This window comes from Paracoccus subflavus (assembly GCF_004310345.1).
Lineage (GTDB): Bacteria > Pseudomonadota > Alphaproteobacteria > Rhodobacterales > Rhodobacteraceae > Paracoccus > Paracoccus subflavus.
Window position 1 is genome coordinate 173,402 of record NZ_SISK01000001.1, and the last position, 22,487, is coordinate 195,888.

Genomic DNA, 22,487 nt, shown 5'->3' on the forward strand with positions numbered 1-22,487 from the left:
ACAAGGGACAGTTCCATGACCAAGATCACCCCCGTTCTGATGGCCGGCGGATCGGGAACGCGGCTGTGGCCCGTGTCCCGCAAAAGCTTTCCCAAGCAGTTCGCGCCCCTGGTGGGGGATCAGACGCTGTTTCAGGCATCCGCCCGCAGGCTGTCGGGACCGGATTTTGCCGATCCGGTGGTGATGACCAATGCCGATTTCCGCTTCATCGTGGCCGAACAACTGGAACAGGCGGGCATCCGACCCGGCGCCATCGTGATCGAGCCGTCGGGCCGCAACACCGCGCCGGCGATTCTGGTCGCGGCGCTGATGATCGCGGCCAAGGACCCCGAAGGGCTGCTGCTGGTCGCGCCATCCGATCATGTCATTCCCGACGACGCGGCCTTTGCCCGCGCCGTGCGCCACGGTGCCGGCCCGGCCCGCGAAGGCCGGATCGTCACCTTCGGCATCACCCCCGACCGCCCTGAAACCGGCTACGGCTATCTGGAACTGGCGGGGCAGGGCGACGGACCCCAGCCGCTGGCGCGCTTTGTCGAAAAACCCGATGCGGCGACGGCGGCGCAGATGCTGGCTCAGGGCAACTTCCTGTGGAACGCGGGGATTTTCCTGTTCCGCGCGGATGCCATGATCCAGGCGTTTCGCGCCCATGCGTCCGAATACCTGTCGCCTGTTCTGGCGGCCCTGGACGAGGCCAAGGACGACATCGGCTTTCTGCGGCTGGCCAAGGCGCCGTGGAACAGCCTGCCCGACCAGTCCATCGACTATGCGGTGATGGAAAAGGCAGACAACCTGACCGTCGTGCGGTTTTCCGAACGCTGGTCCGACCTGGGCGGCTGGGATGCCGTCTGGCGCGAGGCGCTGTTGGAACGCCCGTCCGACAGCGGCGTGGTCGCTGACGACAATTCGACTGCCATCGACTGCCACGACGTGCTGCTGCGGTCCGACAGCGACGACCTGCAGGTGGTGGGCATCGGGCTGACGGATGTGATGGTGGTCGCCACCGCCGATGCGGTGCTGGTGGCCGACAAGAGCCGCGCGCAGGACGTGCGCCATGCCGTCAGCGCGCTGAAGGCCAGGGGCCGCAAACAGGCCACCGCCTTTCCGCGCGATCACCGCCCCTGGGGCTGGTTCGAGACGCTGGCCCTGGCGGACCGGTTCCAGGTCAAGCGCATTGTCGTCAAGCCCGGCGCGGCGCTGTCGCTGCAAAGCCATGTCCACCGGTCCGAACACTGGATCGTGGTCAGCGGCACCGCCAGGGTCACGGTCGATGACAAGGTGACGCTGGTCACCGAAAACCAGTCGATCTATGTCCCGCTGGGTGCCGTGCATCGGATGGAAAACCCCGGCAAGGTGCCGATGGTCCTGATCGAGGTGCAGACCGGCAGCTATCTGGGCGAGGACGACATCATCCGATACGAGGATGTCTATGCCCGCAGCAGCGCGGACTGAGGCGGGGGCCGACCCCGGCACCCCCTTGGACATTGATGCCGCCACAAGACGGGTTTATCGCGATGCCTCATAATCTTCTGTAGGATTATGAATTTGCCGATACCGGCATAGGCCGCTATATCTGCGCCTTCCTGACGAAGGCGAGACGATGACCGGCAGACTTTCCCCATCCCCCGCATTTGCCGCGCTTGACCGCGCGGCCGCCGACCGGATTCTGATCCTGGACGGAGCGATGGGCACGCAGATCCAGCAGCTTGGGCTGGGCGAGGATGATTATACGGGGCACGGATCGGGCCATGCCTGCCGCCACCATTCCGACCATCCGCAGCAGGGCAACAACGACCTGCTGATCCTGACCCAGCCCCGGGCGGTCGAGGAGATTCATTACCGCTATGCCGTGGCGGGCGCCGATATCGTGGAAACCAACACTTTTTCCGCAACCACCATTGCCCAGGCCGATTACGGGATGGGGGCTGCCGTCCATGACCTGAACGTCGAGGGCGCGCGGATCGTGCGCCGCGCCCTGGATCGTGCCACCGCTCAGGACGGGCGGCCGCGTTTCGTGGCGGGCGCGATCGGGCCGACGAACCGCACCGCGTCGATCAGCCCGGACGTGAACAACCCCGGATACCGCGCGGTGAGCTTTGACGACCTGCGCGCCGCCTATCTGCAACAGGCGCAGGGTCTGATCGAGGGCGGGGCCGACATCCTGCTGATCGAGACGATCTTCGACACGCTGAACGCCAAGGCCGCGATCTTTGCCTGCATCCAAGCGATGCAGGGGCACGGACAGGCGCTGCCGCTGATGATCTCGGGGACGATCACGGATGCGTCGGGGCGCACGCTCTCGGGGCAGACGCCGACGGCCTTCTGGCATTCGGTGCGCCATGCCCGGCCCTGGTCGGTGGGGCTGAACTGCGCGCTTGGCGCCGCCGCGATGCGCCCGCATCTGGCGGAACTGGCGGGTGTCGTCGATACCAAGATCTGCGCCTATCCCAATGCCGGGCTGCCCAATGCATTCGGCCAATACGACGAAGGGCCGGACGACACCGCCGTTCAGGTCGCGGAATTCGCGCGTGAAGGTCTGGTGAACGTGGTCGGCGGCTGCTGCGGCACGACGCCCGACCATATTCGCGCCATCGCCGAGGCGGTCGCCCAGTACAGCCCGCGAAAGGTGCCCGAATATGTCTGATCGCCTGCTGCGCCTGTCGGGGCTGGAACCCTTTGTCCTGACCCCCGACATTCCCTTCGTCAACATCGGCGAACGCACGAACGTCACCGGGTCGGCCAGATTCCGCAAACTGATCACCAACCGCGACTATGCCGCGGCGCTGGAGGTCGCGCGCGACCAGGTGGAAAACGGCGCCCAGATCATCGACATCAACATGGACGAGGGTCTGATCGATTCCAAGGCCGCCATGGTCGAATTCCTGAACCTGCTGGCGGCCGAACCCGACATCGCCCGCGTGCCGGTGATGATTGACAGTTCGAAATGGGAGGTGATCGAGGCGGGCCTGCAATGCGTCCAAGGCAAGCCGGTCGTCAATTCCATCAGCATGAAGGAAGGCGAGGAGCAGTTCCGCCACCAGGCCGGGCTGTGCCTGGCCTATGGCGCGGCGGTGGTGGTCATGGCCTTCGACGAACAGGGCCAGGCCGACAGTTTTGCCCGCAAGACCGAAATCTGCGCCCGCGCCTATCGCATCCTGACCGAGGAGGTGGGGTTCCCGCCCGAGGACATCATCTTCGATCCCAACATCTTTGCCGTGGCGACGGGGATCGAGGAGCACAACAATTACGGCGTCGATTTCATCGAGGCCACGCGCTGGGTCCGGGCGAACCTGCCTCATGCCCATGTGTCGGGAGGCGTGTCGAACCTGTCCTTCAGCTTTCGCGGCAACGAACCCGTGCGCGAGGCCATGCACGCGGTATTCCTGTATCACGCCATCCAGGCGGGCATGGACATGGGCATAGTCAACGCGGGCCAGTTGGCGGTCTATGACCAGATCGACCCCGACCTGCGAGAAGCCTGCGAGGATGTGGTCCTGAACCGCCGTCCTGACGCCACCGAACGGCTGCTGGACATCGCCGAACGCTTCAAGGGCGACGGGGGCGCACAAAAGCGCGAAAAGGATCTGTCCTGGCGCGAATGGACGGTGGAAAAGCGCCTGGAACATGCGCTGGTCAACGGCATCACCGAATATATCGAGGCCGATACCGAGGAGGCCCGGCAATCGGCCGAACGCCCCCTGCATGTCATCGAGGGTCCGCTGATGGCGGGGATGAACGTGGTGGGCGACCTGTTCGGCGCCGGCAAGATGTTCCTGCCGCAGGTGGTGAAATCGGCCCGCGTGATGAAGCAGGCCGTGGCCGTCCTGTTGCCCTACATGGAGGAGGAAAAGCGCCTGACCGGCGGATCCGACCGGGAAACGGCGGGCAGGATCCTGATGGCGACGGTCAAGGGCGATGTCCATGACATCGGCAAGAACATCGTCGGCGTGGTTCTGGCCTGCAACAATTACGAGGTCATCGACCTGGGCGTGATGGTCCCCGCGCAGAAAATCCTGCAGGTCGCGCGGGAACAGAACGTCGATGTGATCGGACTGTCGGGCCTGATTACCCCGTCGCTGGACGAAATGGTGCATGTCGCCAGCGAAATGGAGCGCGAGGGTTTCCGGGTGCCGCTGCTGATCGGTGGGGCCACGACGTCCAAGATCCATACGGCGGTCAAGATCGCGCCGCGTTACAGCAAGGGCGCGGCGGTCTATGTCACCGATGCCAGCCGGGCGGTGGGGGTGGTGTCGGCGCTGCTGTCGCCGTCGCAGCAGGCGGATTACGTGGACGCGATCCGTGCCGAATACCTGGATGTGGCCGAACGCCACGAACGGGCCGAGGCCGCCAAGCAGCGCCTGCCGCTGGCTGCCGCGCGGGCCAATGCGCTGAAGGTGGACTGGTCCGATTATTGCGCCACGCCCCCGCAATTCATCGGCACCCGCGTCATTGAGGACTGGGATCTTGGGGAAATCGCCCGCTATATCGACTGGACGCCGTTCTTCCAGACATGGGAGCTGAAGGGTGTCTATCCCCGCATCCTTGACGACGAAAAGCAGGGTGAGGCGGCGCGGGCGCTGTTCGCCGAGGCGCAGGAGATGCTGGCCCGGATCATCGAGGGCCAGTGGTTCAACCCGCGCGCCGTGGTGGGCTTCTGGCCGGCCAACGCGGTCGGCGACGACATCCGCCTGTTTGCGGACGATGATCGGAAACAGCCCTTGGCGACCCTGCACACCCTGCGCCAGCAGGTGACGAAACGCGGCGGTCGCCCGAATGTGGCGCTGTCCGATTTCGTGGCGCCGGAAGGCCGACCCGATTACGTCGGCGCTTTTGTCGTCACAGCAGGACCGGAAGAATCCGAGATTGCCGCGCGATACGAACGCGCCAATGACGATTACGGCGCGATCATGGTCAAGGCCCTGGCGGACCGCATTGCCGAGGCCATGGCCGAGATGCTGCACGAACGCGTCCGCAAGGAGTTCTGGGGCTATGCGCCTGACGAGGGGTTCGACCCGCAGGATCTGGTCGGCGAACCCTACAAGGGCATCCGCCCCGCGCCCGGCTATCCCGCGCAGCCCGATCATACCGAAAAGCTGACCCTGTTCCGGTTGCTGGACGCGGAAGCCGCCACCGGCGTGCGACTGACGGAAAGCATGGCGATGTGGCCGGGATCGTCCGTGTCAGGACTTTATATCGGCCATCCCGACGCCTACTATTTCGGCGTGGCGAAGATCGAGGAAGACCAGGCCCGCGATTATGCCGCCCGCAAGGGCATGGATCTGGCCGAGGCCGAACGCTGGCTGGCCCCGATCCTGAACTATATCCCACGGAAAAGGCACGAAGCCGCGTAGGCTGTAGGTTTTCGTTTGAATATCCCGCAGGGGGGTCCGGGGGACGTGACGCCCCCCGGTGTCCGGTCAGAACCCGGCCTTGATCTTTTCGAATTCGGCCAATTGCTTCTCGCGCTGCGCGGGGTCGTTGGGGGTCTGGGCCAGGATCGGGGCATCGACCTCGCTCAGACCGTCCTTCACGGCCGGTTCGTCTGCGATGGTCGCCATCGCCTCGGTCGAGGTGTGGCCATAGCCGATCGTGTCCAGCAGCGCCTTGCCTGCGGACGGCTCCAGCCAGGCATTGATGAAGTCATAGGCCTTGTCCTCGCTGCCCGGCCCGTCTTTCATGTTGATGTATCCGCAGAAGAAGGTGGACGATCCTTCCTTGGGCGCCCGCTGGAAGCCCACCGGATAGTTGTCGGCCTGCAGATAGACCACGCCGTCGTTCCAGGACCAGGCGATGTCCACCGCGCCCGACGCCATCAGTTGCGCCTGTTCGGACGGATCCGCCCAATAGGCCGCGACGTTCTGGTGCGCCTGGCGCAGCCAGTCGGCGGCGGCGGCGAACTGTTCGTCGGTCACGTCGGTCCAGTCGGTCGTTCCCGTTGCCAGATAGGCAAGCGCCCACACATCGTCGGACGAATCCGGCAGAGAGGTGCGGCCCTGGTATTTCGGATCGACAAAGACCTGCAATGTCGAGACATCCTCGGCTGGCACGGTTTCCGTGTTATAGGCAATGGCCGTGGCGCCCCAGTCGGTCGGGATGAACCAGACGCCCTCGTCATCGCGGATGGTTTCGGATGCCAGGAATTCCGGCGCGATCTTGTCGAAGTTGGGTATCTTCGACGTATCCCAGGGTTCGATCAATCCGGCATCGCGATATTTGCCGACCATCTGGCTGCACGGATGGACCACGTCGGCCTTGAACCCCGAGGCGATCTTCTGGAACGCCTCGTCGTCGTCGCCGTAAAAGGCATAGGTCGGGCTGTCGCCATGCTTGTCGACATAGGACTGGAAAATCGACGGCTCCTCGAACCCCGCCCAGTCAAAGACGGTCAGTTCCGGATCGGCCGCAAGAACAGGCACGGCAATGGCAGAGGCGAGGGCGGTGGTAGTCAGCAAGCGCATGAAATCGGACCTTCCTGTTGGGCGGATTTGCCTTGAACGCTAACGGGGCGGCCACGGGCGCGCAAGGGTATCGCAGGACGGTGATCGGCAGGGGGGATCGGCAGGGGCACGTCCACAGTGCCGAGGCCGCCGGCATGGGCGCCCGGATTATCGGTCCAGCAATTCCGGCCCGCCTGCAATCGCCATGTCAGGCGTGCCGATTGCCTCTGTGTCCTTGCCCGCGAAATCCACGCCGTTCAGCACGGTCTGGATGGCGGCCAGATGTGCCCGCCGCTTGTCGTCGGACCGGATCACATGCCATGGCGCGACCGGGGTGTGCGACCATGTAAGCGTGTCCCGGATCGCCGCGGTATAGTCGTCCCACCGCAATACGCCGTCCACGTCGATGGACGACAGTTTCCATTGCTTCAAGGGATCGCGTTCCCGGTCGAGGAACCGGCGCATCTGTTCGGCGCGTCCCACATTGAGCCACAGCTTGATCAGGATGATGCCGTCATCGACCAGCATCTGTTCGAACAGGGGAAGCTGGCGAAAGAACACTTGCCGCTGTTGTTCCGTCGAAAACCCGAAGACGCGCTCGACCACGCCCCTGTTGTACCAGCTTCGGTCGAACAGGGCGATTTCGCCCCGGGCCGGCAACCAGTCCGCATAGCGCTGGAAATACCATTGTCCCGCCTCGCGCTCGGTGGGCCGGGGCAGGGCGACGATATAGGCCGAACGGGGGTTCAAATTCTGGCGCATCCGCTCGATGGTGCCGCCCTTGCCGGCGGCGTCGCGGCCTTCGAACAGGACCACCAGCCGCTTGCCGGTCGCCACGACATCATGCATCAGCCGCACAAGCTGCAATTGCAGCCCTTTCATGCGGGTCTTGTACAGGTCCTTGTCCAGCACGGTGCGATAGGGATAGGCCGGGTCGAGGATGTCGTCCTTGTCCGGGCCGTCCAGCACCTTGCGGATATCCCTGGGCGCGGCCGTCAGCGCCTCGGTGATCTTGCCGACAAGCGGCAGGTCGGGGTTGGAGGGCACGGGTCTATCCTTTGCCGATGCGTGACAGGTCGTAATGGGTGGTCTGGTAGATCTCGTTGATCCAGTTTCCGTAGAGCAGATGCGCATGGCTGCGCCAGCGGTTCGCCGGCGCGCGGGACGGGTCATCGCCGGGATAATAGTTCGACGGCACGTTGATCGGCTTTCCTGCGGCAATGTCGCGGTCGTATTCATCCTTGAGCGTGGTGCTGTCGTATTCGAAATGGTTGAACACATACAACGCGCGATTGGCCGGATCTTCCAGCAGGCAAGGGCCGACCTGATCGCTGGCCAGCAGCGTCCGCAGCGCGGGACGGGCATCGACGTCGTCCTGCCGGACCTCGGTCCAGCGGCTGACGGGAACCAGCACATCGTCAGAAAAGCCCCGCAGATAGGGCGAGGCCGGCGCGAGGTTGCGATGGCAGAAACAGCCAAAGGCCTTGCGGTCCAGGGGACGTTTTTCCAGCCGATGAAAATGCCAGGCCATCGCCATGCCGCCCCAGCAGACGCCGAAAGTCGAATGGACATGCCCCTGGGTCCAGTCAAAGAGCCGGGTCAGTTCGTTCCAGTAGGTCACCTCCTCGAACGGCAACTGCTCGACCGGGGCGCCGGTGATGATCAGGCCGTCGAATTTCTCGCCCGTCGCCTCGACCTCGCGGAAGGTCCGATAGAAGCTTTCCATATGGTCGGCCGCCGTGTTGCGGCTTTCGTGGTCCGACATGCGGATCAGTTGGAAGTCGATCTGCAGGGGCGTCGCGCCGACCAGCCGGGCGAACTGGTTTTCGGTCTGGATCTTCTTGGGCATCAGGTTCAGAAGCCCGATCCGCAGGGGCCTGATGTCCTGGGTTGCCGCCCGGCCCGGAGACATGACCATCACGCCTTCGTCCGACAGGATGCGATAGGCGGGCAGGTTCTCGTTCAGGGTGATGGGCATGTCAGGATTCCTTGCGGTCAATGGCACGGGCAATCAGGCGGTCGAAGTCGGCGGGGGTTTTGACCTCGGCCACCTCCTCGGCCAGGATGGTGACGCCGCGCCGGGCCATGGCTTCGTATCGCGGCTGGCGATGGGCCAGGGCGCGGGCATAGGTCCAGCGGATGAAATCGTCGGGGTTCACCTGATCGCCCTCCAGGCCCTTTTCGACACGATAGGAAACCCACGCCTTTTCCAGAAATTCAGGCTGGTAATACATGGGCTTGGGGGCACGGTCAAAACGGCGCACCAGTTCGGCGGTATGGGCGTCCGACCCCTTGATCCAGACCATCAGCAGGTCGCGTTCCAGCGCGGACAGAACCGGATCGGCGGCATCGTCGGGGTCCACCACCTCGCAGATGGACCCGCCGCTGTCGCAGACGAAATGCGGGATGGCATAGATGTCACGGGCGCGGTCCATGAAATGCCGCGTGTCCAGCAGGGCCGCGATTTCGGCCCGGCGGTGCTGGTTCTGGCGCAGGCAATATTCGTCGAAGGGCAGGCCGCCGCGGCTGGGACTGCCGGGCTTGCCCAGATAGGTGGACAGGGGGGCAAGGTTGTCGAAGGTGATGTTGCTGGCGATATAGACGCTGTCCGACAGCAGCAGGTCGCGCAGGAACGGAACCCTCATCGCCTCGCGCTTGAAGTTGTCGGCGATGAATTCCCCCATATAGCGGGTGCCGATGCGGTAATCGACGCTGTAGTGGAACCACTCGCCCGCCTCGCGCAGCATGTTGGCCAGATAGGTCTTGCCCAGCCCCGACATGCCGAACAGCACCACGCGCTTGGCACCCGCTTTCAACCATTCGCCGCCGCTGCCATAGATCATCGGATGCCCCTTCGCTGCAGGCGCATAGGTAATCCCGCCCCCCGGAAAAGCAAAGGCCCCGCCGGGGCGGGGCCTTGCTGGTGCCAGGATGAGCGTCTGTCAGAAGCTGTAGCCGACGCGGACGCCGACGCCCCAGGCATGGTTGTCATCCATCGTGGCAACCCGCGTCTTGTTGCCGGTTTCCCCGATCCCCAGGTCCGAGCCGCCCAGCCTGGTATAGTTGATGCCCGTCGTGACCTTGACATTGTCCATCGTATAGATGGCCGCCAGCGTCACGCCCTTGCGCCCGTTGCTGGGCGCAAGCGGCGAAACCGTGTCCCCTTCGCTGGACTCGTACAGGAACGACAGCGAGCCGGACCAGTTCTCCGTGAACTTGCGGCCGACGCCGATCGTGTAGGTCGTCGTATCCTCGACCTCGACCAGCGGAACCGTGCCGCCTGTCGGGGTCGCGATCGGAAACACGGCGTTGTCCACGATGAATTCGGACCATTTGACCCACCGGATCGAACCGAACACCAGCGTGCCCTCGGCGATGCCTGTCTGACCTTCCAGGGTCCAGCTACGCGGCGTCTTGACCGTGTAGCGTCCCGAAATCGTATCCGTCAGGCCACCGGTAGCACCCAGGATGACCCGCCCCGTTTCGGTCATGTCGAAGTCATGCTCGATAGGAGAGTTGTAGGTCAGCGACACGCGTCCGGCGATTTCGGGTATCTCATAGGCCGCGCCGATGACATAGCCCGTGCCCCATTCATCCTCGATTTCCAGGTCATAGGGCGGTGCGATCCGGCTGTACCCCGCTCCGTCCAGGGTCACGCCGCCATCGGCCTTCGAGGCGCGGATCCCCCCATGGATCGAAAAGTTGTTCTGGAACTTGTAGCGGGCCAGTGCCGTCAGGGTCGTCGAATTGACCTCGACCCGCGTTCCGCCCAAGACAGGAGAGCCGGCCGGCGCCGTCGGATAGAGGATGTCCGCCCCGAACGGCTGCTCGGCGATAACGGCAGCCGACAGGTTGTCGTTGAACTGATGCTTGTAGGACAGGCCGAAAAAGCCATAGCCCTGCGCCACGTCGCCGGTCGGGAATCCGGCGATATCGGTCCCCTCGACCGTCGGATCGACGGCCCCGAAGCTCAGCTCGGCATAATTCCCTTGCTCGAACAGCACGGCCAGCGATTGCGGCGCGCGTTCGATGCCGCCGGCCATGACCGGCGCGGTCGTCATCAGCATCACCGCGCCGCCCGACAGGATCTTGTGCATGAGGTTCCCCCTTCTGAAATTTCTCCGCCCCTCGGGTCAGCTTTAATGCGCATATCCCTTGGATCAATGAAGCATTCATGTGACGCGGCGTCCCCAGGCGCGATAAGGTGTGCCAGTTGCATTAGAGCAACTGGAAATTGCAGAAGGCCTGCCCGGACATTGAACAATTCCGCCCGGCCAGGCTGGACAAACTGCGCTGCTCGTGAAAGGGGAAACTGCCAAACGATGTTGCCGCAAGGACACCCGCCATGCAGATTCGTGAGGCCCTGACCTTTGACGACGTTCTTCTGGTTCCTGCCGCATCGACGGTTCTGCCATCGACCGCGGACGTGACCACGCGCGTGACGCGCGACATCGCCATGAACATTCCGCTGTTGTCATCGGCCATGGATACCGTCACCGAAAGCCGTATGGCCATCGCCATGGCGCAGGCAGGCGGCATGGGGGTTATCCATCGCAACCTGACCACGGATCAGCAGGCCGACGAGGTGCGCCGGGTCAAGCGGTTCGAATCGGGGATCGTCTATAATCCGATCACCCTGCGCCCCGGCCAGACCCTGGCGGACGCCAAGGCCCTTCAGGACCGTTACAACGTCACGGGTTTTCCGGTTGTGGACGAACGGGGCAGGGTAGTCGGCATCGTCACCAATCGCGACATGCGCTTTGCCAGCGACGACCGCACCCCGGTCCGGGCCATGATGACATCCGAAAACCTTGCCGTTCTGCGCGAGCCCGCCGACCGGGCCGAGGCGATCAGCCTGATGAAGGCCCGCCGGATCGAAAAACTGCTGGTGACGGACGGGCAGGGCAAGCTAACGGGATTGCTGACCCTCAAGGATACCGAAAAATCCGTCCTGAACCCGCTGGCGTGCAAGGACGACCTGGGCCGGCTGCGCGTCGCGGCCGCATCGACCGTGGGGGATGAGGGTTTTGAGCGCAGCCAGGCGCTGATCGACGCGGGCGTGGACATGGTCGTGATCGACACCGCCCATGGGCATTCGGCTGGCGTGGCCCGCGCGGTCGAACGGGTCAAGCTGTTTTCGAACCAGGTGCAGGTGGTCGCAGGCAACGTCGCCACGGCCGAAGCGACGCGTGCCCTGATCGATGCGGGCGCCGACGCGGTCAAGGTAGGCATCGGGCCGGGGTCGATCTGCACCACGCGGATCGTCGCGGGTGTGGGCGTGCCGCAACTGACCGCCATCATGGATGCGGCATCGGCGGCCGGCGACGTGCCCATCATCGCCGATGGCGGCATCAAGTTTTCGGGCGATTTCGCCAAGGCCATCGCGGCAGGCGCAAGCTGCGCCATGGTAGGCAGCGCCATCGCCGGCACCGACGAATCCCCGGGCGAGGTGATCCTTTACCAGGGCCGGTCCTTCAAATCCTATCGCGGCATGGGCAGCCTGGGCGCCATGGCGCGCGGATCGGCCGATCGCTATTTCCAGAAGGACGCGGCCAGCGACAAGCTGGTCCCCGAGGGGATCGAGGGACAGGTGCCCTACAAAGGGTCCGCCAGCGCGGTGATCCATCAGCTTGTGGGGGGGCTGCGCGCCGCCATGGGATACACCGGCTGCGCCACGGTCGAGGACATGCGCAAGAATTGCCAATTCGTGCGCATCACGGGGGCCGGACTGAAGGAAAGCCATGTCCATGACGTGCAGATCACGCGCGAAAGCCCGAACTATCGTCTTGGATAAGGTTCCAGAGAAGTTGTCGAGAGGGTGAGAGCTGATGCTGTCAGTTCCGTGATAATCTGTATTATGGAATATAAAGATTGTCAGTTTCGGATCAGAGCTGTAACTGTCGTGCCGCCGTCGTCCCTCATCGAGGGGTAGCAAGCTCATCATTCCCCCGCCCAGCGCCGACGCTTGCCAGGACCTGATTTCCACGACAAGACCTGCGTGCAACGCGCGGCGAGCGTATCTTTGCCACCAGCAAGATTGTGGAGCTTGCCCAGAAGGTGGAAGCAATCGCCACCAAGCGAAGCAGGGTCAAGGCCACCCTGCCCCGTCTCGTCTTGAAGCCGCTTGGTAAGGCGTTATCCGCTGCCACGGCGCTGGCGGCATCGCCTGATGCTACAGCAGTGCTCCAGAAGGCCGGCAACAAGGCAGCTCCGGCTAGCCGTGGCGATGTTTGGAGATGAAAGTGAACCTCCCGCGCGAAAAAGTGGCTGCCTTCCCGAGGATGTTACGCTCCGCACGAAGATGCACGGCCTCTTTCCTCAGCGCTGCGAGCTGGGCCAGATCGGCCCGCGTCTGCCAGTTCCCGGGAAAGGCCGCAGGAGGGGTCGCGGTCAGTTCCCGCATTCAGCGGCGCGACCCGCTCTCCGCCACAAATCTTACGGCCTCGATCCCGAATTCGCGGCTGAACTTCCGTCTCGTCATATCCACTCTCTAGTCCCGTGGTCGGGATCCTGTCTTCATGCCCACAAAACGGGCAGCCGTTCATGCAGGAAAGCCAGATATCCGCTGCACCACGGCGCGCCCCCTCCCCGCTGGCCTGATGATCAAGATATCGCTTAGCTGCCCCTTGCAGACCTGAATATTACATCCATATACCATCCATACGGATGGAAAGGCAGAGGATGTCAGATAAAGTGGTGCCGTTGCGGCCTCCTGTTCCCGAAACCGAGAAGATCACCATCAATCTGGGCTACGTCGATCTTGGTCGGATTGATCTGCTGGTCCAGGAAGGCTTCTTCTCGAACCGGACCGACTTCATCAGGACGGCGATCCGCAACCAGCTGGGCAGTCAGGCCACAGAGGTGTCGCGTTCGATCGAGCGGCACAGGCTGGAGGTCGGCCTTCTGGAACTTGGGACGGTTGAACTGGAGGCCGCAAAGGCTGCCGGCGAAACCCTTCATGTCAGGGTCGTGGGCCTTATCCGCATTGCCCCCGATGTCACACCGGAGCTTGCTCTGCAGACGATCGGCTCGCTGACGGTGCTCGGCGCACTGCAGGCAAGCCGCGAGATCAAGGCCGCATTGGCCTCACGGATCAAATAGCCGCGCGAGCGGCAGGAAAGGTAGACAAAATGACCACTGATTACGTCGCGGAGATCCTCCGCGCGACCGGCACCCTGCGGTCCGGTGATCCGGCCGGCGTGACGGCAATCGTTCAAAACGCCTTGGCACTCGCAGGTCTGAAAGACCCAGGTGCCGGGATCGCTGCCGGTGCCTCGGCCAGGACCACGCCAATGCCGCAGCCGCTGTTGCCGGGCCCAGTGCATACTGACCATCACTCCTTCGGGGCCGGCCGGCTGCGCAAACCCCTGGGCGAGGTCATCCGGGCCTTGCGAGAAGGCGGAAAGGGGCTGAAGCTTGAAGGATTGCCGGGAATGGGCCGTCCCGTGCAGGCTCCAGAACTGCCGTTGCCAGAGGGCGCAAGGTTCCTGGACGAGCGGTATTCCTGCGCGGCTGGCGCGCGCCGCTACCGGCTTTATGTTCCCTCACCTGCGAAAAAAGGCCTGCAGGGTATGATCGTGATGCTGCACGGCTGCACGCAGAACCCGGAAGACTTCGCTGCCGGCACCGGGATGAACGCCCTGGCCGAAGAGCACCGGCTGCTTATCGTCTATCCCGCGCAAACCGGCGGCGACAATTCCATGTCCTGCTGGAACTGGTTCCGCCCCAGCGACCAGATGCGGGATGCGGGTGAGCCTGCGATCATTGCCGGGCTGACCGAAGGTCTTCGCGACCAGTACGCCGTTCCCGCGGACCGGATCTTCGTGGCCGGTCTTTCCGCAGGTGGCGCGATGGCGGTGATCATGGGGGAAACCTACCCAGAGCTTTATGCTGCTGTGGGGGTTCACTCAGGCCTTGCCTACGGCTCTGCCAATGACGTCATGTCGGCCTTTGCGGTGATGCGGGGGCAGGCAAGCCTTGGCGCAGTGCCCTTGAGGAAACCCGGTGCGGGACTGGAGACGGGGCCGCGGATGATCGTGTTTCAGGGCAGCGCCGACACCACGGTCCATCCTTCCAATGCCGAACGGATCATTGCCGGCAAAGGCGCCGGTGCGGGGACGACCTCTCGGGTCGAACCCGGAGCCTCGGAGGGAACCCGCGGATACACGCGCCTTGTCGCCCGGCGCGAGGACGGCACGCATGGGGTCGAGAGCTGGATCATCGAGGGCGCGCAACACGCCTGGGCCGGCGGACACCCAAGCGGCTCCTATACCGATCCGCGCGGACCCGATGCCTCGGCGGCAATGGTGCGCTTCTTCCTTCATGGCGCATCCGAGCTATCCAACGCATGACAATCGCGGCGCCCGACTCTCCAGGCAAATGCCTGGAGAGTTGCGGCGTGGGCGGAAGCGTACTCTATATCCCGTTGAGCATTGCTTCCAACGAAGGGATGCTCGCTGGATCGGCTGGACTGCGGCTGAATGTTTGTCGCTACCAGGCGTCGCGCAGGCGGCAACAATCAGACGTAATCCACCCAGATCCCACCGGCATCGGCGGACCGCACGCAGGTTTCCACCCAGCGAACCCCCTCGACTCCCGCCGCGATGCCGGGATAGCGCAGATCGGCCACGCGGGCGGGATCGCCGTCCTCATGCGCCTCGATGGCCAGGGCAAAACGGTAATGCAGGTTGGCCCAGGCCTCGAACAGTCCTTCGGGATGGCCTGCGCCGATGCGGTCGTCCGCCAAGGACTGCGGGTGCAGATAGGGCATCCCCCGGTCCAGCAGGCGCGCAGGTTCGCCCTGGATTTCCAGGCGCAACTGGTTCGGATGTTCGTCCCACCATTCGATCGATCCCCTGGATCCCACGATCCGCACCTTTTGGCTGTGCATCGCGCCCGCGTTCACGGCCGAGGTCCAGCAGGTGCCCACCGCGCCGCTGTCGTATTCCATCAGCACGGTGGCGTTATCCTCCAACGGCGCGCGCGATGCGACGAAGCTCTGCCGGCTGCACAGCAGCCGCCTGATCTTCAGATCAGGGCAGATCACCTGCGCGATATACAGCGGATGGGTGGCCAGATCGCCCAGCACATAGCTGGGACCGGCGGATGCCGGATCGACGCGCCAGCGGGCGGCGGGGCTGTCCAGTTCCACCGCGGCGCTGTGAAAGCCGTGGGCGAATTGCAGGTTGACGATGCGGATCTCGCCCAGGGTGCCGTCTGCGACAAGCCGGGCGGCTTCCTCGATCATCTGGTGGCCGGAATAGCCATAGGCAACGCCCACGACCAGGCCGCGTTCGGCAGCGATGGCTTGCAAGTCCAGGGCCTCGGCGGTGGTGAAGGTCAGGGGCTTTTCGCAGATAACATGGATGCCCGCCTGCAACGCGGCCTTAGTAATTGGATAGTGCGTGTTGTTGGGCGTGGCGATGGTCACGCAGCGGATGCCGTCCGGGCGCGCGGCCTCGGTCGCGAACATCGCCGCGTAATCGGGATAGCAGCGGTCGGGGTCCAGCCCCAGTTCGACGCCGAAGGCGCGGCCTCGGCCGGGGTCCAGGTCGAATGCCCCCGCGATCAGGTCGAAGTATCCGTCGCGCATCGCGGCCGATCGGTGGACATAGCCGATCTGGCTGCCCTTGCCGCCGCCCGCCATGCCCCAACGGATCGCGGATTTCGTCAGGCGGTTGCTGTCGATCATCCTATGGCCTCCAGGGCGGGGCGGGCAAAGCCCACGGTTTCCAGATAGCGGCGGGATTTCGTCACGTCGGCCAGCGAGCCGCCTGCGTTGCGCGGGTCGCGTTCCTGTTCGACGGTGATAAAGCCCGCATAGCCGCGCCGTTCCAGCAGGGCCAGGATCGCCCGATAATCGATGCAGCCGTCGCCGAGGGGGCACATCACGCCCATCGCGCAGGCATCGAAGAACCGGATCCGGCGGGTCATCACCTGGGCGAATTTGGCCGCGTCGATGTCCTTGAAGTGGATGTAGTCCAGCCGGTCCCAGTATCGGTCCAGCATGGTAACCGGATCCATTCCGGCATAGAGGGTATGGCCCGTGTCCAGGCACAACCCAGCCTCATCGGCAGGAATGCTGCGGGCGATGCGTTCGATCTCGTCGGCGAATTCGACATGGCCGCCGGCATGGGGGTGGATCACCGCGCGGACGCCCCATTCGTCGCGCGCGATGCGGGCGATGGCGCGGATGTTGGCGATCATCCCTGCCCAGGCGGCGTCGTCCAGCCGGGTCGCGCGGTTGGAATGGCCCGCCGCATAGTCGCGCGCGTCGTGGCCCCAGTCCATCACCGTCAGATAGGGCGCGGCGAACCGCTGGCCGGGGGCCATGGGGGGCTTGGGCAGGGCAGAGATCACCGCGCAGATCCGGCGGGCCTGGCATTCCAGGTTCTTGCGATTGGCCGGATCGACCAGATTGTCGAAGATGGTGCCAGCCACGACATACAGCCCGTTCTGTCGCAGTTCGGCGGATACCGCATCACCAACCAGCGGCATATAGCCGTACGGCCCCAGCTCCAGCCCGCCATAGCCTGCCGCCGCGGCCTCCCTCAGGACCAGCCGCCAATCGGGCAAGTGGGGATTGCGAATGTCGTCAACGCCCCAGCAGCAGGGCGCGGTCGTGATGGTGATGGTCATGGGGTTCCTCCGGCTCCATGCAGGATCGTTCGGCAGGCCGCACCACGCAAAGGAAGACTTGAGGGGAAACCATCAATCCGCCACTGTGGCACAGAAAAAGAGGAACCGATGGCCAAGGTGACGCTGGAGGATGTGGCCCAGGCGGCGGGCGTGTCGGTCGCGACCGTGGACCGGGTGGTGAACCGGCGCGGGGGCGTGTCTGCCGACAAGGAGGCCGCGATCCTGCAGGCCGCGCGCCGCCTGGGCCTGGACCGTACCCTGACCGTCAAGCCGACGCTGACCAAGCGCATCGCGATCCTGATCCAGCCGCCGTCCAATCCGTTTCACGATCAGTTGCGGCGCGGCATCGACCAGGCCCGCGCCATCCACCGCGACCTGAACCTGCTGTTCCAGATTGAACAGATCGACCCGGCCCGGCCCGACCGCATCGCCGCCCAGATCGCCCGCGCCGGGACATGGGCCGACGGGATGATCCTGACCGTCCCCGCATCCCCCCAGGTTGTAACAGCGATCGAGGCCCTGCCCCTGCGCATTCCGGTCGTGACCATGGCCGACGATGTACCCACAACGCGCCGGGCCGCCTTCGTCGGTCCCGACGACCGCCAGTCGGGCCGCGTCGCGGGCGACCTGATGGGATACCTGATCGGTCAGGCGGGGGGCGAGGCCTTGGTCCTGATCGGCCGTTTCGACATGCCGGGCCACGGCGCGCGCAGCGGCGGATTCATCGACGTGCTGGCCGAACGCCACCCCGCCATCCGCGTGACCGAGGTTCTGGAAACGCACGAGGACAAGGCCACCGCCGCCGCCATGGCCCTGCGCGCCGCGCGGACAAATCCGGATTTGCGCGGCATATACCTGTGCACCACCGGCTGTTCGGACCTGGTGACGGCGCTTGCATCCCTGCGCAAGTCGCGCCCCATTGCCATCGTTACCCACGAACTGACACCTGAACGCCGGATCATGCTGCGGGACCGCAAGGTTCAGGCGATCATCGACCAGAGACCCATGCTGGAGGCCCGGCTGGCCGTCGAAGCGGTGGCCCGCCTGGTCGGACGGCTGGAGGGCGAGGCCGGGTCCATCGCCACCGAGATCCAGATCGTCATGCCCGAAAGCGTCTGAGGGCGTCCCCCTGGCGTCGGGCAGGGGCAACGGGGACACATGGCGGATATATCGGCTTGGGTGTCATCGGCGCGGGCTACATGGGCAAGGCCCATGCCATCGCCCTGTCGCAGGTCTCGCCCGTTCATGAATCGCCGCGGTGGAGGCGGTGCTGGCCTCTTGCGATGCCCAGGCCTGGGCCAGTGCGACCAAGCGATCCACGGTTCCGACCGGGCGCGATATATGTGCGCCGAGGAGATCGCGTCCGTCTATGCCGTCGGCAATTGCCGGATCGACCCGGCCATCCGGGCGGCAGGCGACATCGACACGCTGGTGGTGACGATGCTGACGGAATCCGGCCGGATGGTCCCGATGACCAACAACCGCCGCGGCCCCTGGGATACGACCAGCGGCTGGCGGCCTTGACGCGGCCCCGCATGATGTGAAACCGTCACGATCCTGACGGATTACATCATGCACGGGGAAACCGATGCGCCGCCCCACCATCGCCGACCTGGCAAAGGAAGCTGGCGTCAGCCTGGCCACCGCCGACCGCGTGCTGAACGGCCGCCTGAAGGTGCGCGAGGAAACCGCCCGCCGCGTTCAGGACGCCGCGCAGCGCATCGGATACCACGGCGCCAACGCAATCCGCGCACGGCTGATGGCGGACCTGCCCGAACGGCATTTCGCGCTGATCCTGCAAAAGGAACGCCACCCGTTCTATCAGGACTTTGCCCGTGAATTCCAGGATCACGCCGCGCAGGTCGCGTCGCACCGGATCCGGGTGACGGTGCGTTTCGCCCAGTCCACCCTGCCGGGCGAACTGGAACAGATGCTGATGTCCCTGGCGGGCAAGGTTGATGCCGTGGCGGCCACCGGGCTGGATCACCACAAGGTCACGGCGGCGGTCAGCGACCTGCGCGCGCGGGGCATCCCGACGTTTTCCCTCCTGTCCGATTTTGCCCAAGGCGTGCGCGAAAGCTATGTCGGAACCAACAACATCAAGGTCGGGCGGTCCGTCGGCTGGCTGATTTCCAAGATCGCGCTCCGCCCCGGCAAGGTCGCGGTGTTCATCGGCGGGCACCGGTTCCATGGGCACGAACTGCGCGAAACCGGCTTTCGTAGCTATTTCCGCGAATACGCGCCGGAATTCGACCTGCTAAGCCCGCAGGTCAACCTGGAAACCCGGCAACTGACCTACGAGGCCGTGACCGAACTGCTGGAACGCCATCCCGACATCGTGGGCATCTATTGCGCGGGTGGCGGGATGGAGGGGGCGATCGCCGCCTTGCGCGAATCGCGCAAGCCCGGCGACGTGACGCTGGTGGTCAACGAACTGACCCCCGACACGCGCGAGGCCTTGCAGGATCGCACCTTGGCCGTCGTCATCAGCACGCCGCTGCGCCAGGTCTGCCAGGAAACCGTTGCGCTGATGATCCAGGCCTGCGACCAGGGCATGACCGACAACCCCGGCCAGCGGTTCCTGCCGTTCCAGATCTGGACGCCGGAAAGCCTTTGACCATGACGTAAAACCATCATTGAACGCATCATTTTGCGTCATGAATGATGGTTTCGCAGGCGACGGGATGATTGACCGGATGGCGCGCATCGGTGATCTTGCCCCTGCGACACGCTGAGGAGACGCGTCGCCGCCTGCCAAGACCGGACGTAACCGAAACCCTGCATTCGCCGGGGTCTCTGCGTGCACCCCGATGTCTGGCACAAGTCAAGGAACAAGGTGCCCACGCACCACCAGTGGAGGACTGACAATGAAGCGACTGCTGACGGCGACCGCAATCTGCGCGGTGATGGGAACGGCGGCCCAGGCCGAAAACATCGGTGTCTCGATGGCGCTGTTTGACGACAACTTCCTGACCGTGCTGCGCAACGGGATGCAGGATCACGCCGCCAGCATGGAGGGCGTGACCTTGCAGATCGAGGATGCGCAGAACGATGTCGGCAAGCAACTGAACCAGATCCAGAACTTCGTGGCCTCGGGCGTGGACGCGATCATCGTCAATCCGGTCGACACCGACGCCACCGTCGCCATGTCGCAGGCCGCCGCCGACGCCGGCATCCCGCTGGTCTACGTGAACCGCGAACCCGTGAACGTGGACACCCTGCCCGAAAAGCAGGCCTTCGTGGCTTCGGATGAAAGGGAATCCGGCACGCTGCAAACCCAGGAAATCTGCCGCCTGCTGAAGGACGCCGGCAAGACCGAGGCCAAGGCCCTGGTGCTGATGGGCGAATTGTCGAACCAGGCCGCGCGGATGCGCACCCAGGACATCAAGGATGTGATCGCCACGCCGGAATGCAGCTTCATCACCATCGTCGAGGAGCAGACCGCCAACTGGTCGCGCACCCAGGCCGCCGACCTGATGACCAACTGGATCACCTCGGGGCTGGAATTCGACGCGGTGATCTCCAACAACGATGAAATGGCCATCGGCGCGATCCAGGCGCTGAAATCGGCGGGCATGTCGATGGACGACCTGATCATCGGCGGCATCGACGCGACGCAGGACGCGCTTGCGGCGATGGAAGCGGGCGATCTGGACGTGTCGGTGTTCCAGAACGCGGCGGGCCAGGGTCAGGGCGCGGTGGACGCGGCGCTCAGCCTGGCGCGGGGCGAAACCGTGGACACCAAGGTCTACGTGCCCTTCGAACTGGTGACACCCGCGAACCTGGCCGACTATCAGGCCAAGAACTGATGCCCTCGCGCCGGGGCGGCCTGCCCCGGCACCCTTTCCCCGACCGGAGGACAAGCGATGGTCAGTGCCAGGACGGCCGCGGCGATCGACCGCGTGAAGGCCATAATCGACCGCGAAGGCGTTCTGTCGATCAGCGGCATCCGCAAGGAATTCCCCGGCGTGCTGGCGCTTGACGACGTGCAACTGCGCATTCGCCCCGGCACGGTCCACGCCCTGATGGGCGAGAACGGCGCAGGCAAGTCCACGCTGATGAAGATCATCGCCGGGGTCTATCAGCCCGACGCGGGCGAAATCCGGCTGCGGGGCCAGGTCGTCGCCCTGAGATCGCCGCTGGACGCGCTGGAGCAGGGGATCTCGATGATCCACCAGGAACTGGCGCTGATGAACTGGATGACGGTGGCGGAAAACATCTGGATTCGCCGCGAACCCAAGAACCGCCTGGGCCTGATCGACCACGCGAAGATGGCGCAGATGACCGCCGACCTGTTCGCCCGGTTGAACATCGGGCTCGACCCGACCGTACAGGTCAGCGAACTGACCGTCGCGCAAAAGCAGATGGTCGAGATCGCCAAGGCGGTGAGCCACAATTCCGACGTGCTGATCATGGACGAGCCGACAAGCGCCCTGACCGAACGAGAGGTCGACCACCTGTTCGCCATCATCCGCGACCTGCGCGAACGCGGCATCGGCATCGTCTACATCACCCACAAGATGAACGAACTGTTCGAGATCGCCGACGAATTCACCGTCTTCCGCGACGGCAAGTACGTGGGCACCCACAACGCATCCGACGTGACCCGCGACGACATCATCCGCATGATGGTCGGGCGCGAGATCACCAACATGTTTCCAAAGGTCGATTGCCCCATCGGCGACACGATTCTGGAGGTGCGGAACCTGACCCTGCCCGGCGTCTACCACGACGTGTCCTTTTCCCTGCGGCGGGGCGAGATTTTGGGCCTGGCGGGTCTGGTCGGGTCCAAGCGGTCTAACGTGGCCGAGGCGCTGTTCGGCGTCCATCCTGCGGAAAGCGGAGAGATCCTGATCGACGGCAAGCCCGTCACCGTCGCCAATCCTGCGCAGGCGATGGCGCATGGCATGGCGTTCCTGACCGAGGACCGCAAGGAAACCGGCTGCTTCCTGACGCTGGACTGCCTTGAAAATATCCAGTCTGCGCTGATCACCCGCAGCCATGTCAGGAACGGCTTCGTCCAGCAGGCCGAGGTCAACCGCCTGGCCGAGGACATGGCCCGCACCCTGCGCATCAAGACCCCGAACCTTCAGGAGACCGTGGAAAACCTGTCGGGCGGCAACCAGCAGAAGCTGCTGATCGCCCGCTGGCTGCTGACCAAGCCGCGGATCCTGATCCTGGACGAACCCACGCGCGGCATCGACGTGGGCGCGAAATCCGAAATCCACCGCCTGATCACCGAACTGGCCGCGCAGGGCGTGGCGGTCCTGATGATCTCCTCGGAACTGCCCGAGGTGCTGGGCATGTCCGACCGCATCATGGTCATGCACGAGGGCCATGTGTCGGGCTTTCTGAACCGCGATGAGGCGGATCAGGTCAAGATCATGTCGCTTGCGGCGAAGTAAGGGAACCATT

The 22,487-nt window shown here is 64.5% G+C and carries 18 protein-coding genes; 11 read left to right on the plus strand and 7 right to left on the minus strand.

The features are described 5' to 3' along the window. Nucleotides 1–15 precede the first annotated feature (15 nt). The 3 genes from EYE42_RS00930 to metH all read left to right on the plus strand — a co-directional run bounded on the left by EYE42_RS00930 (nt 16) and on the right by metH (nt 5,348). A complete protein-coding gene (locus EYE42_RS00930) occupies nt 16–1,449 on the plus strand; it encodes a mannose-1-phosphate guanylyltransferase/mannose-6-phosphate isomerase (RefSeq protein ID WP_130989436.1) in 1,434 nt (477 codons plus the stop codon). Between the two features lie 148 nt (nt 1,450–1,597). After that, a complete protein-coding gene (locus EYE42_RS00935) occupies nt 1,598–2,641 on the plus strand; it encodes a homocysteine S-methyltransferase family protein (RefSeq protein WP_130989437.1) in 1,044 nt (347 codons plus the stop codon). Further along, on the plus strand, nt 2,634–5,348 hold the full coding sequence (gene metH, locus EYE42_RS00940) for a methionine synthase (RefSeq protein WP_130989438.1): 2,715 nt from the start codon (nt 2,634–2,636) through the stop codon (nt 5,346–5,348). Before EYE42_RS00935 ends, metH begins: the two co-directional genes overlap by 8 nt. A 66-nt stretch (nt 5,349–5,414) precedes the next feature. Here the strand turns inward: metH and EYE42_RS00945 are convergent, their stop codons facing one another. The 5 genes from EYE42_RS00945 to EYE42_RS00965 all read right to left on the minus strand — a co-directional run bounded on the left by EYE42_RS00945 (nt 5,415) and on the right by EYE42_RS00965 (nt 10,531). Then, nucleotides 5,415–6,455: an ABC transporter substrate-binding protein gene (locus tag EYE42_RS00945; RefSeq protein WP_130989439.1), complete on the minus strand. Its 1,041-nt coding sequence runs from the start codon at nt 6,453–6,455 to the stop codon at nt 5,415–5,417. Between the two features lie 147 nt (nt 6,456–6,602). Then, nucleotides 6,603–7,481, minus strand: coding sequence for a polyphosphate kinase 2 (gene ppk2, locus EYE42_RS00950; RefSeq protein ID WP_246020534.1), 879 nt, complete (start codon nt 7,479–7,481; stop codon nt 6,603–6,605). A gap of 4 nt (nt 7,482–7,485) precedes the next feature. Beyond that, a complete protein-coding gene (locus tag EYE42_RS00955) occupies nt 7,486–8,412 on the minus strand; it encodes a homoserine O-succinyltransferase (protein WP_130989441.1) in 927 nt (308 codons plus the stop codon). 1 nt (nt 8,413) lies between these two features. Continuing rightward, nucleotides 8,414–9,277 carry an ATPase gene (locus tag EYE42_RS00960; RefSeq protein WP_130989442.1) on the minus strand — a complete coding sequence of 288 codons (864 nt, stop codon included), beginning with the start codon at nt 9,275–9,277 and terminating at the stop codon, nt 8,414–8,416. 99 nt (nt 9,278–9,376) lie between these two features. Further along, a complete protein-coding gene (locus EYE42_RS00965; RefSeq protein ID WP_130989443.1) occupies nt 9,377–10,531 on the minus strand; it encodes an OmpP1/FadL family transporter in 1,155 nt (384 codons plus the stop codon). 248 nt (nt 10,532–10,779) lie between these two features. On the opposite strand from EYE42_RS00965, the gene guaB reads away from it, so the two are divergent. The 3 genes from guaB to EYE42_RS00980 all read left to right on the plus strand — a co-directional run bounded on the left by guaB (nt 10,780) and on the right by EYE42_RS00980 (nt 14,785). After that, entirely contained in the window at nt 10,780–12,228 is a 1,449-nt protein-coding gene (gene guaB / locus EYE42_RS00970; RefSeq protein WP_130989444.1) for an IMP dehydrogenase, read from the plus strand. Between the two features lie 887 nt (nt 12,229–13,115). Then, nucleotides 13,116–13,535 (plus strand): CopG family transcriptional regulator, encoded by a 420-nt coding sequence (locus EYE42_RS00975; protein WP_165455672.1) that lies wholly within the window; start codon nt 13,116–13,118, stop codon nt 13,533–13,535. A 29-nt stretch (nt 13,536–13,564) separates the two neighbouring features. Next, on the plus strand, nt 13,565–14,785 hold the full coding sequence (locus EYE42_RS00980) for an extracellular catalytic domain type 1 short-chain-length polyhydroxyalkanoate depolymerase (protein WP_130989445.1): 1,221 nt from the start codon (nt 13,565–13,567) through the stop codon (nt 14,783–14,785). 167 nt (nt 14,786–14,952) lie between these two features. Here EYE42_RS00980 and EYE42_RS00985 read toward each other — a convergent pair whose 3' ends face one another. Together EYE42_RS00985 and EYE42_RS00990 are read right to left on the minus strand one after the other, a co-directional pair. After that, nucleotides 14,953–16,125 carry a Gfo/Idh/MocA family protein gene (locus tag EYE42_RS00985; RefSeq protein ID WP_211657877.1) on the minus strand — a complete coding sequence of 391 codons (1,173 nt, stop codon included), beginning with the start codon at nt 16,123–16,125 and terminating at the stop codon, nt 14,953–14,955. Further along, nucleotides 16,122–17,072, minus strand: a complete 951-nt coding sequence (locus EYE42_RS00990) for a TIM barrel protein (protein WP_130989446.1) — start codon at nt 17,070–17,072, stop codon at nt 16,122–16,124. Before EYE42_RS00990 ends, EYE42_RS00985 begins: the two co-directional genes overlap by 4 nt. 108 nt (nt 17,073–17,180) lie before the next feature. Here EYE42_RS00990 and EYE42_RS00995 point away from each other — a divergent pair, with 108 nt between their 5' ends. The 5 genes from EYE42_RS00995 (at nt 17,181) to EYE42_RS01015 (ending at nt 22,477) form a co-directional block, all read left to right on the plus strand. Beyond that, nucleotides 17,181–18,191: a LacI family DNA-binding transcriptional regulator gene (locus tag EYE42_RS00995; protein WP_130989447.1), complete on the plus strand. Its 1,011-nt coding sequence runs from the start codon at nt 17,181–17,183 to the stop codon at nt 18,189–18,191. Between the two features lie 39 nt (nt 18,192–18,230). Then, nucleotides 18,231–18,596, plus strand: a complete 366-nt coding sequence (locus EYE42_RS16555) for a Gfo/Idh/MocA family protein (protein WP_425466548.1) — start codon at nt 18,231–18,233, stop codon at nt 18,594–18,596. Between the two features lie 64 nt (nt 18,597–18,660). Beyond that, entirely contained in the window at nt 18,661–19,689 is a 1,029-nt protein-coding gene (locus EYE42_RS01005; protein WP_130989449.1) for a LacI family DNA-binding transcriptional regulator, read from the plus strand. A 250-nt stretch (nt 19,690–19,939) separates the two neighbouring features. Next, the gene (locus EYE42_RS01010; protein ID WP_130989450.1) at nt 19,940–20,881 is read left to right on the plus strand and encodes a sugar ABC transporter substrate-binding protein; all 942 of its coding nucleotides are present in this window, start codon (nt 19,940–19,942) and stop codon (nt 20,879–20,881) included. 57 nt (nt 20,882–20,938) lie between these two features. Further along, on the plus strand, nt 20,939–22,477 hold the full coding sequence (locus tag EYE42_RS01015) for a sugar ABC transporter ATP-binding protein (protein ID WP_130989451.1): 1,539 nt from the start codon (nt 20,939–20,941) through the stop codon (nt 22,475–22,477). Nucleotides 22,478–22,487: the final 10 nt, after the last annotated feature.

What these genes read in the sequence shown, in the direction of transcription:
- EYE42_RS00930 (WP_130989436.1), top strand. Translation starts at nt 16, where the DNA reads ATGACCAAGATCACCCCCGTTCTGATGGCCGGCGGATCGGGAACGCGG.
- EYE42_RS00980 (WP_130989445.1), top strand. Translation starts at nt 13,565, where the DNA reads ATGACCACTGATTACGTCGCGGAGATCCTCCGCGCGACCGGCACCCTG.
- EYE42_RS01015 (WP_130989451.1), top strand. Translation starts at nt 20,939, where the DNA reads ATGGTCAGTGCCAGGACGGCCGCGGCGATCGACCGCGTGAAGGCCATA.
- EYE42_RS00960 (WP_130989442.1), bottom strand. Translation starts at nt 9,277, where the DNA reads ATGATCTATGGCAGCGGCGGCGAATGGTTGAAAGCGGGTGCCAAGCGC.
- EYE42_RS00935 (WP_130989437.1), top strand. Translation starts at nt 1,598, where the DNA reads ATGACCGGCAGACTTTCCCCATCCCCCGCATTTGCCGCGCTTGACCGC.
- EYE42_RS01005 (WP_130989449.1), top strand. Translation starts at nt 18,661, where the DNA reads ATGCGCCGCCCCACCATCGCCGACCTGGCAAAGGAAGCTGGCGTCAGC.
- guaB (WP_130989444.1), top strand. Translation starts at nt 10,780, where the DNA reads ATGCAGATTCGTGAGGCCCTGACCTTTGACGACGTTCTTCTGGTTCCT.
- EYE42_RS00955 (WP_130989441.1), bottom strand. Translation starts at nt 8,412, where the DNA reads ATGCCCATCACCCTGAACGAGAACCTGCCCGCCTATCGCATCCTGTCG.
- EYE42_RS00995 (WP_130989447.1), top strand. Translation starts at nt 17,181, where the DNA reads ATGGCCAAGGTGACGCTGGAGGATGTGGCCCAGGCGGCGGGCGTGTCG.
- EYE42_RS16555 (WP_425466548.1), top strand. Translation starts at nt 18,231, where the DNA reads ATGGCGGATATATCGGCTTGGGTGTCATCGGCGCGGGCTACATGGGCA.
- EYE42_RS00990 (WP_130989446.1), bottom strand. Translation starts at nt 17,072, where the DNA reads ATGACCATCACCATCACGACCGCGCCCTGCTGCTGGGGCGTTGACGAC.
- EYE42_RS00985 (WP_211657877.1), bottom strand. Translation starts at nt 16,125, where the DNA reads ATGATCGACAGCAACCGCCTGACGAAATCCGCGATCCGTTGGGGCATG.
- EYE42_RS01010 (WP_130989450.1), top strand. Translation starts at nt 19,940, where the DNA reads ATGAAGCGACTGCTGACGGCGACCGCAATCTGCGCGGTGATGGGAACG.
- EYE42_RS00965 (WP_130989443.1), bottom strand. Translation starts at nt 10,531, where the DNA reads ATGCACAAGATCCTGTCGGGCGGCGCGGTGATGCTGATGACGACCGCG.
- EYE42_RS00975 (WP_165455672.1), top strand. Translation starts at nt 13,116, where the DNA reads ATGTCAGATAAAGTGGTGCCGTTGCGGCCTCCTGTTCCCGAAACCGAG.
- metH (WP_130989438.1), top strand. Translation starts at nt 2,634, where the DNA reads ATGTCTGATCGCCTGCTGCGCCTGTCGGGGCTGGAACCCTTTGTCCTG.
- EYE42_RS00945 (WP_130989439.1), bottom strand. Translation starts at nt 6,455, where the DNA reads ATGCGCTTGCTGACTACCACCGCCCTCGCCTCTGCCATTGCCGTGCCT.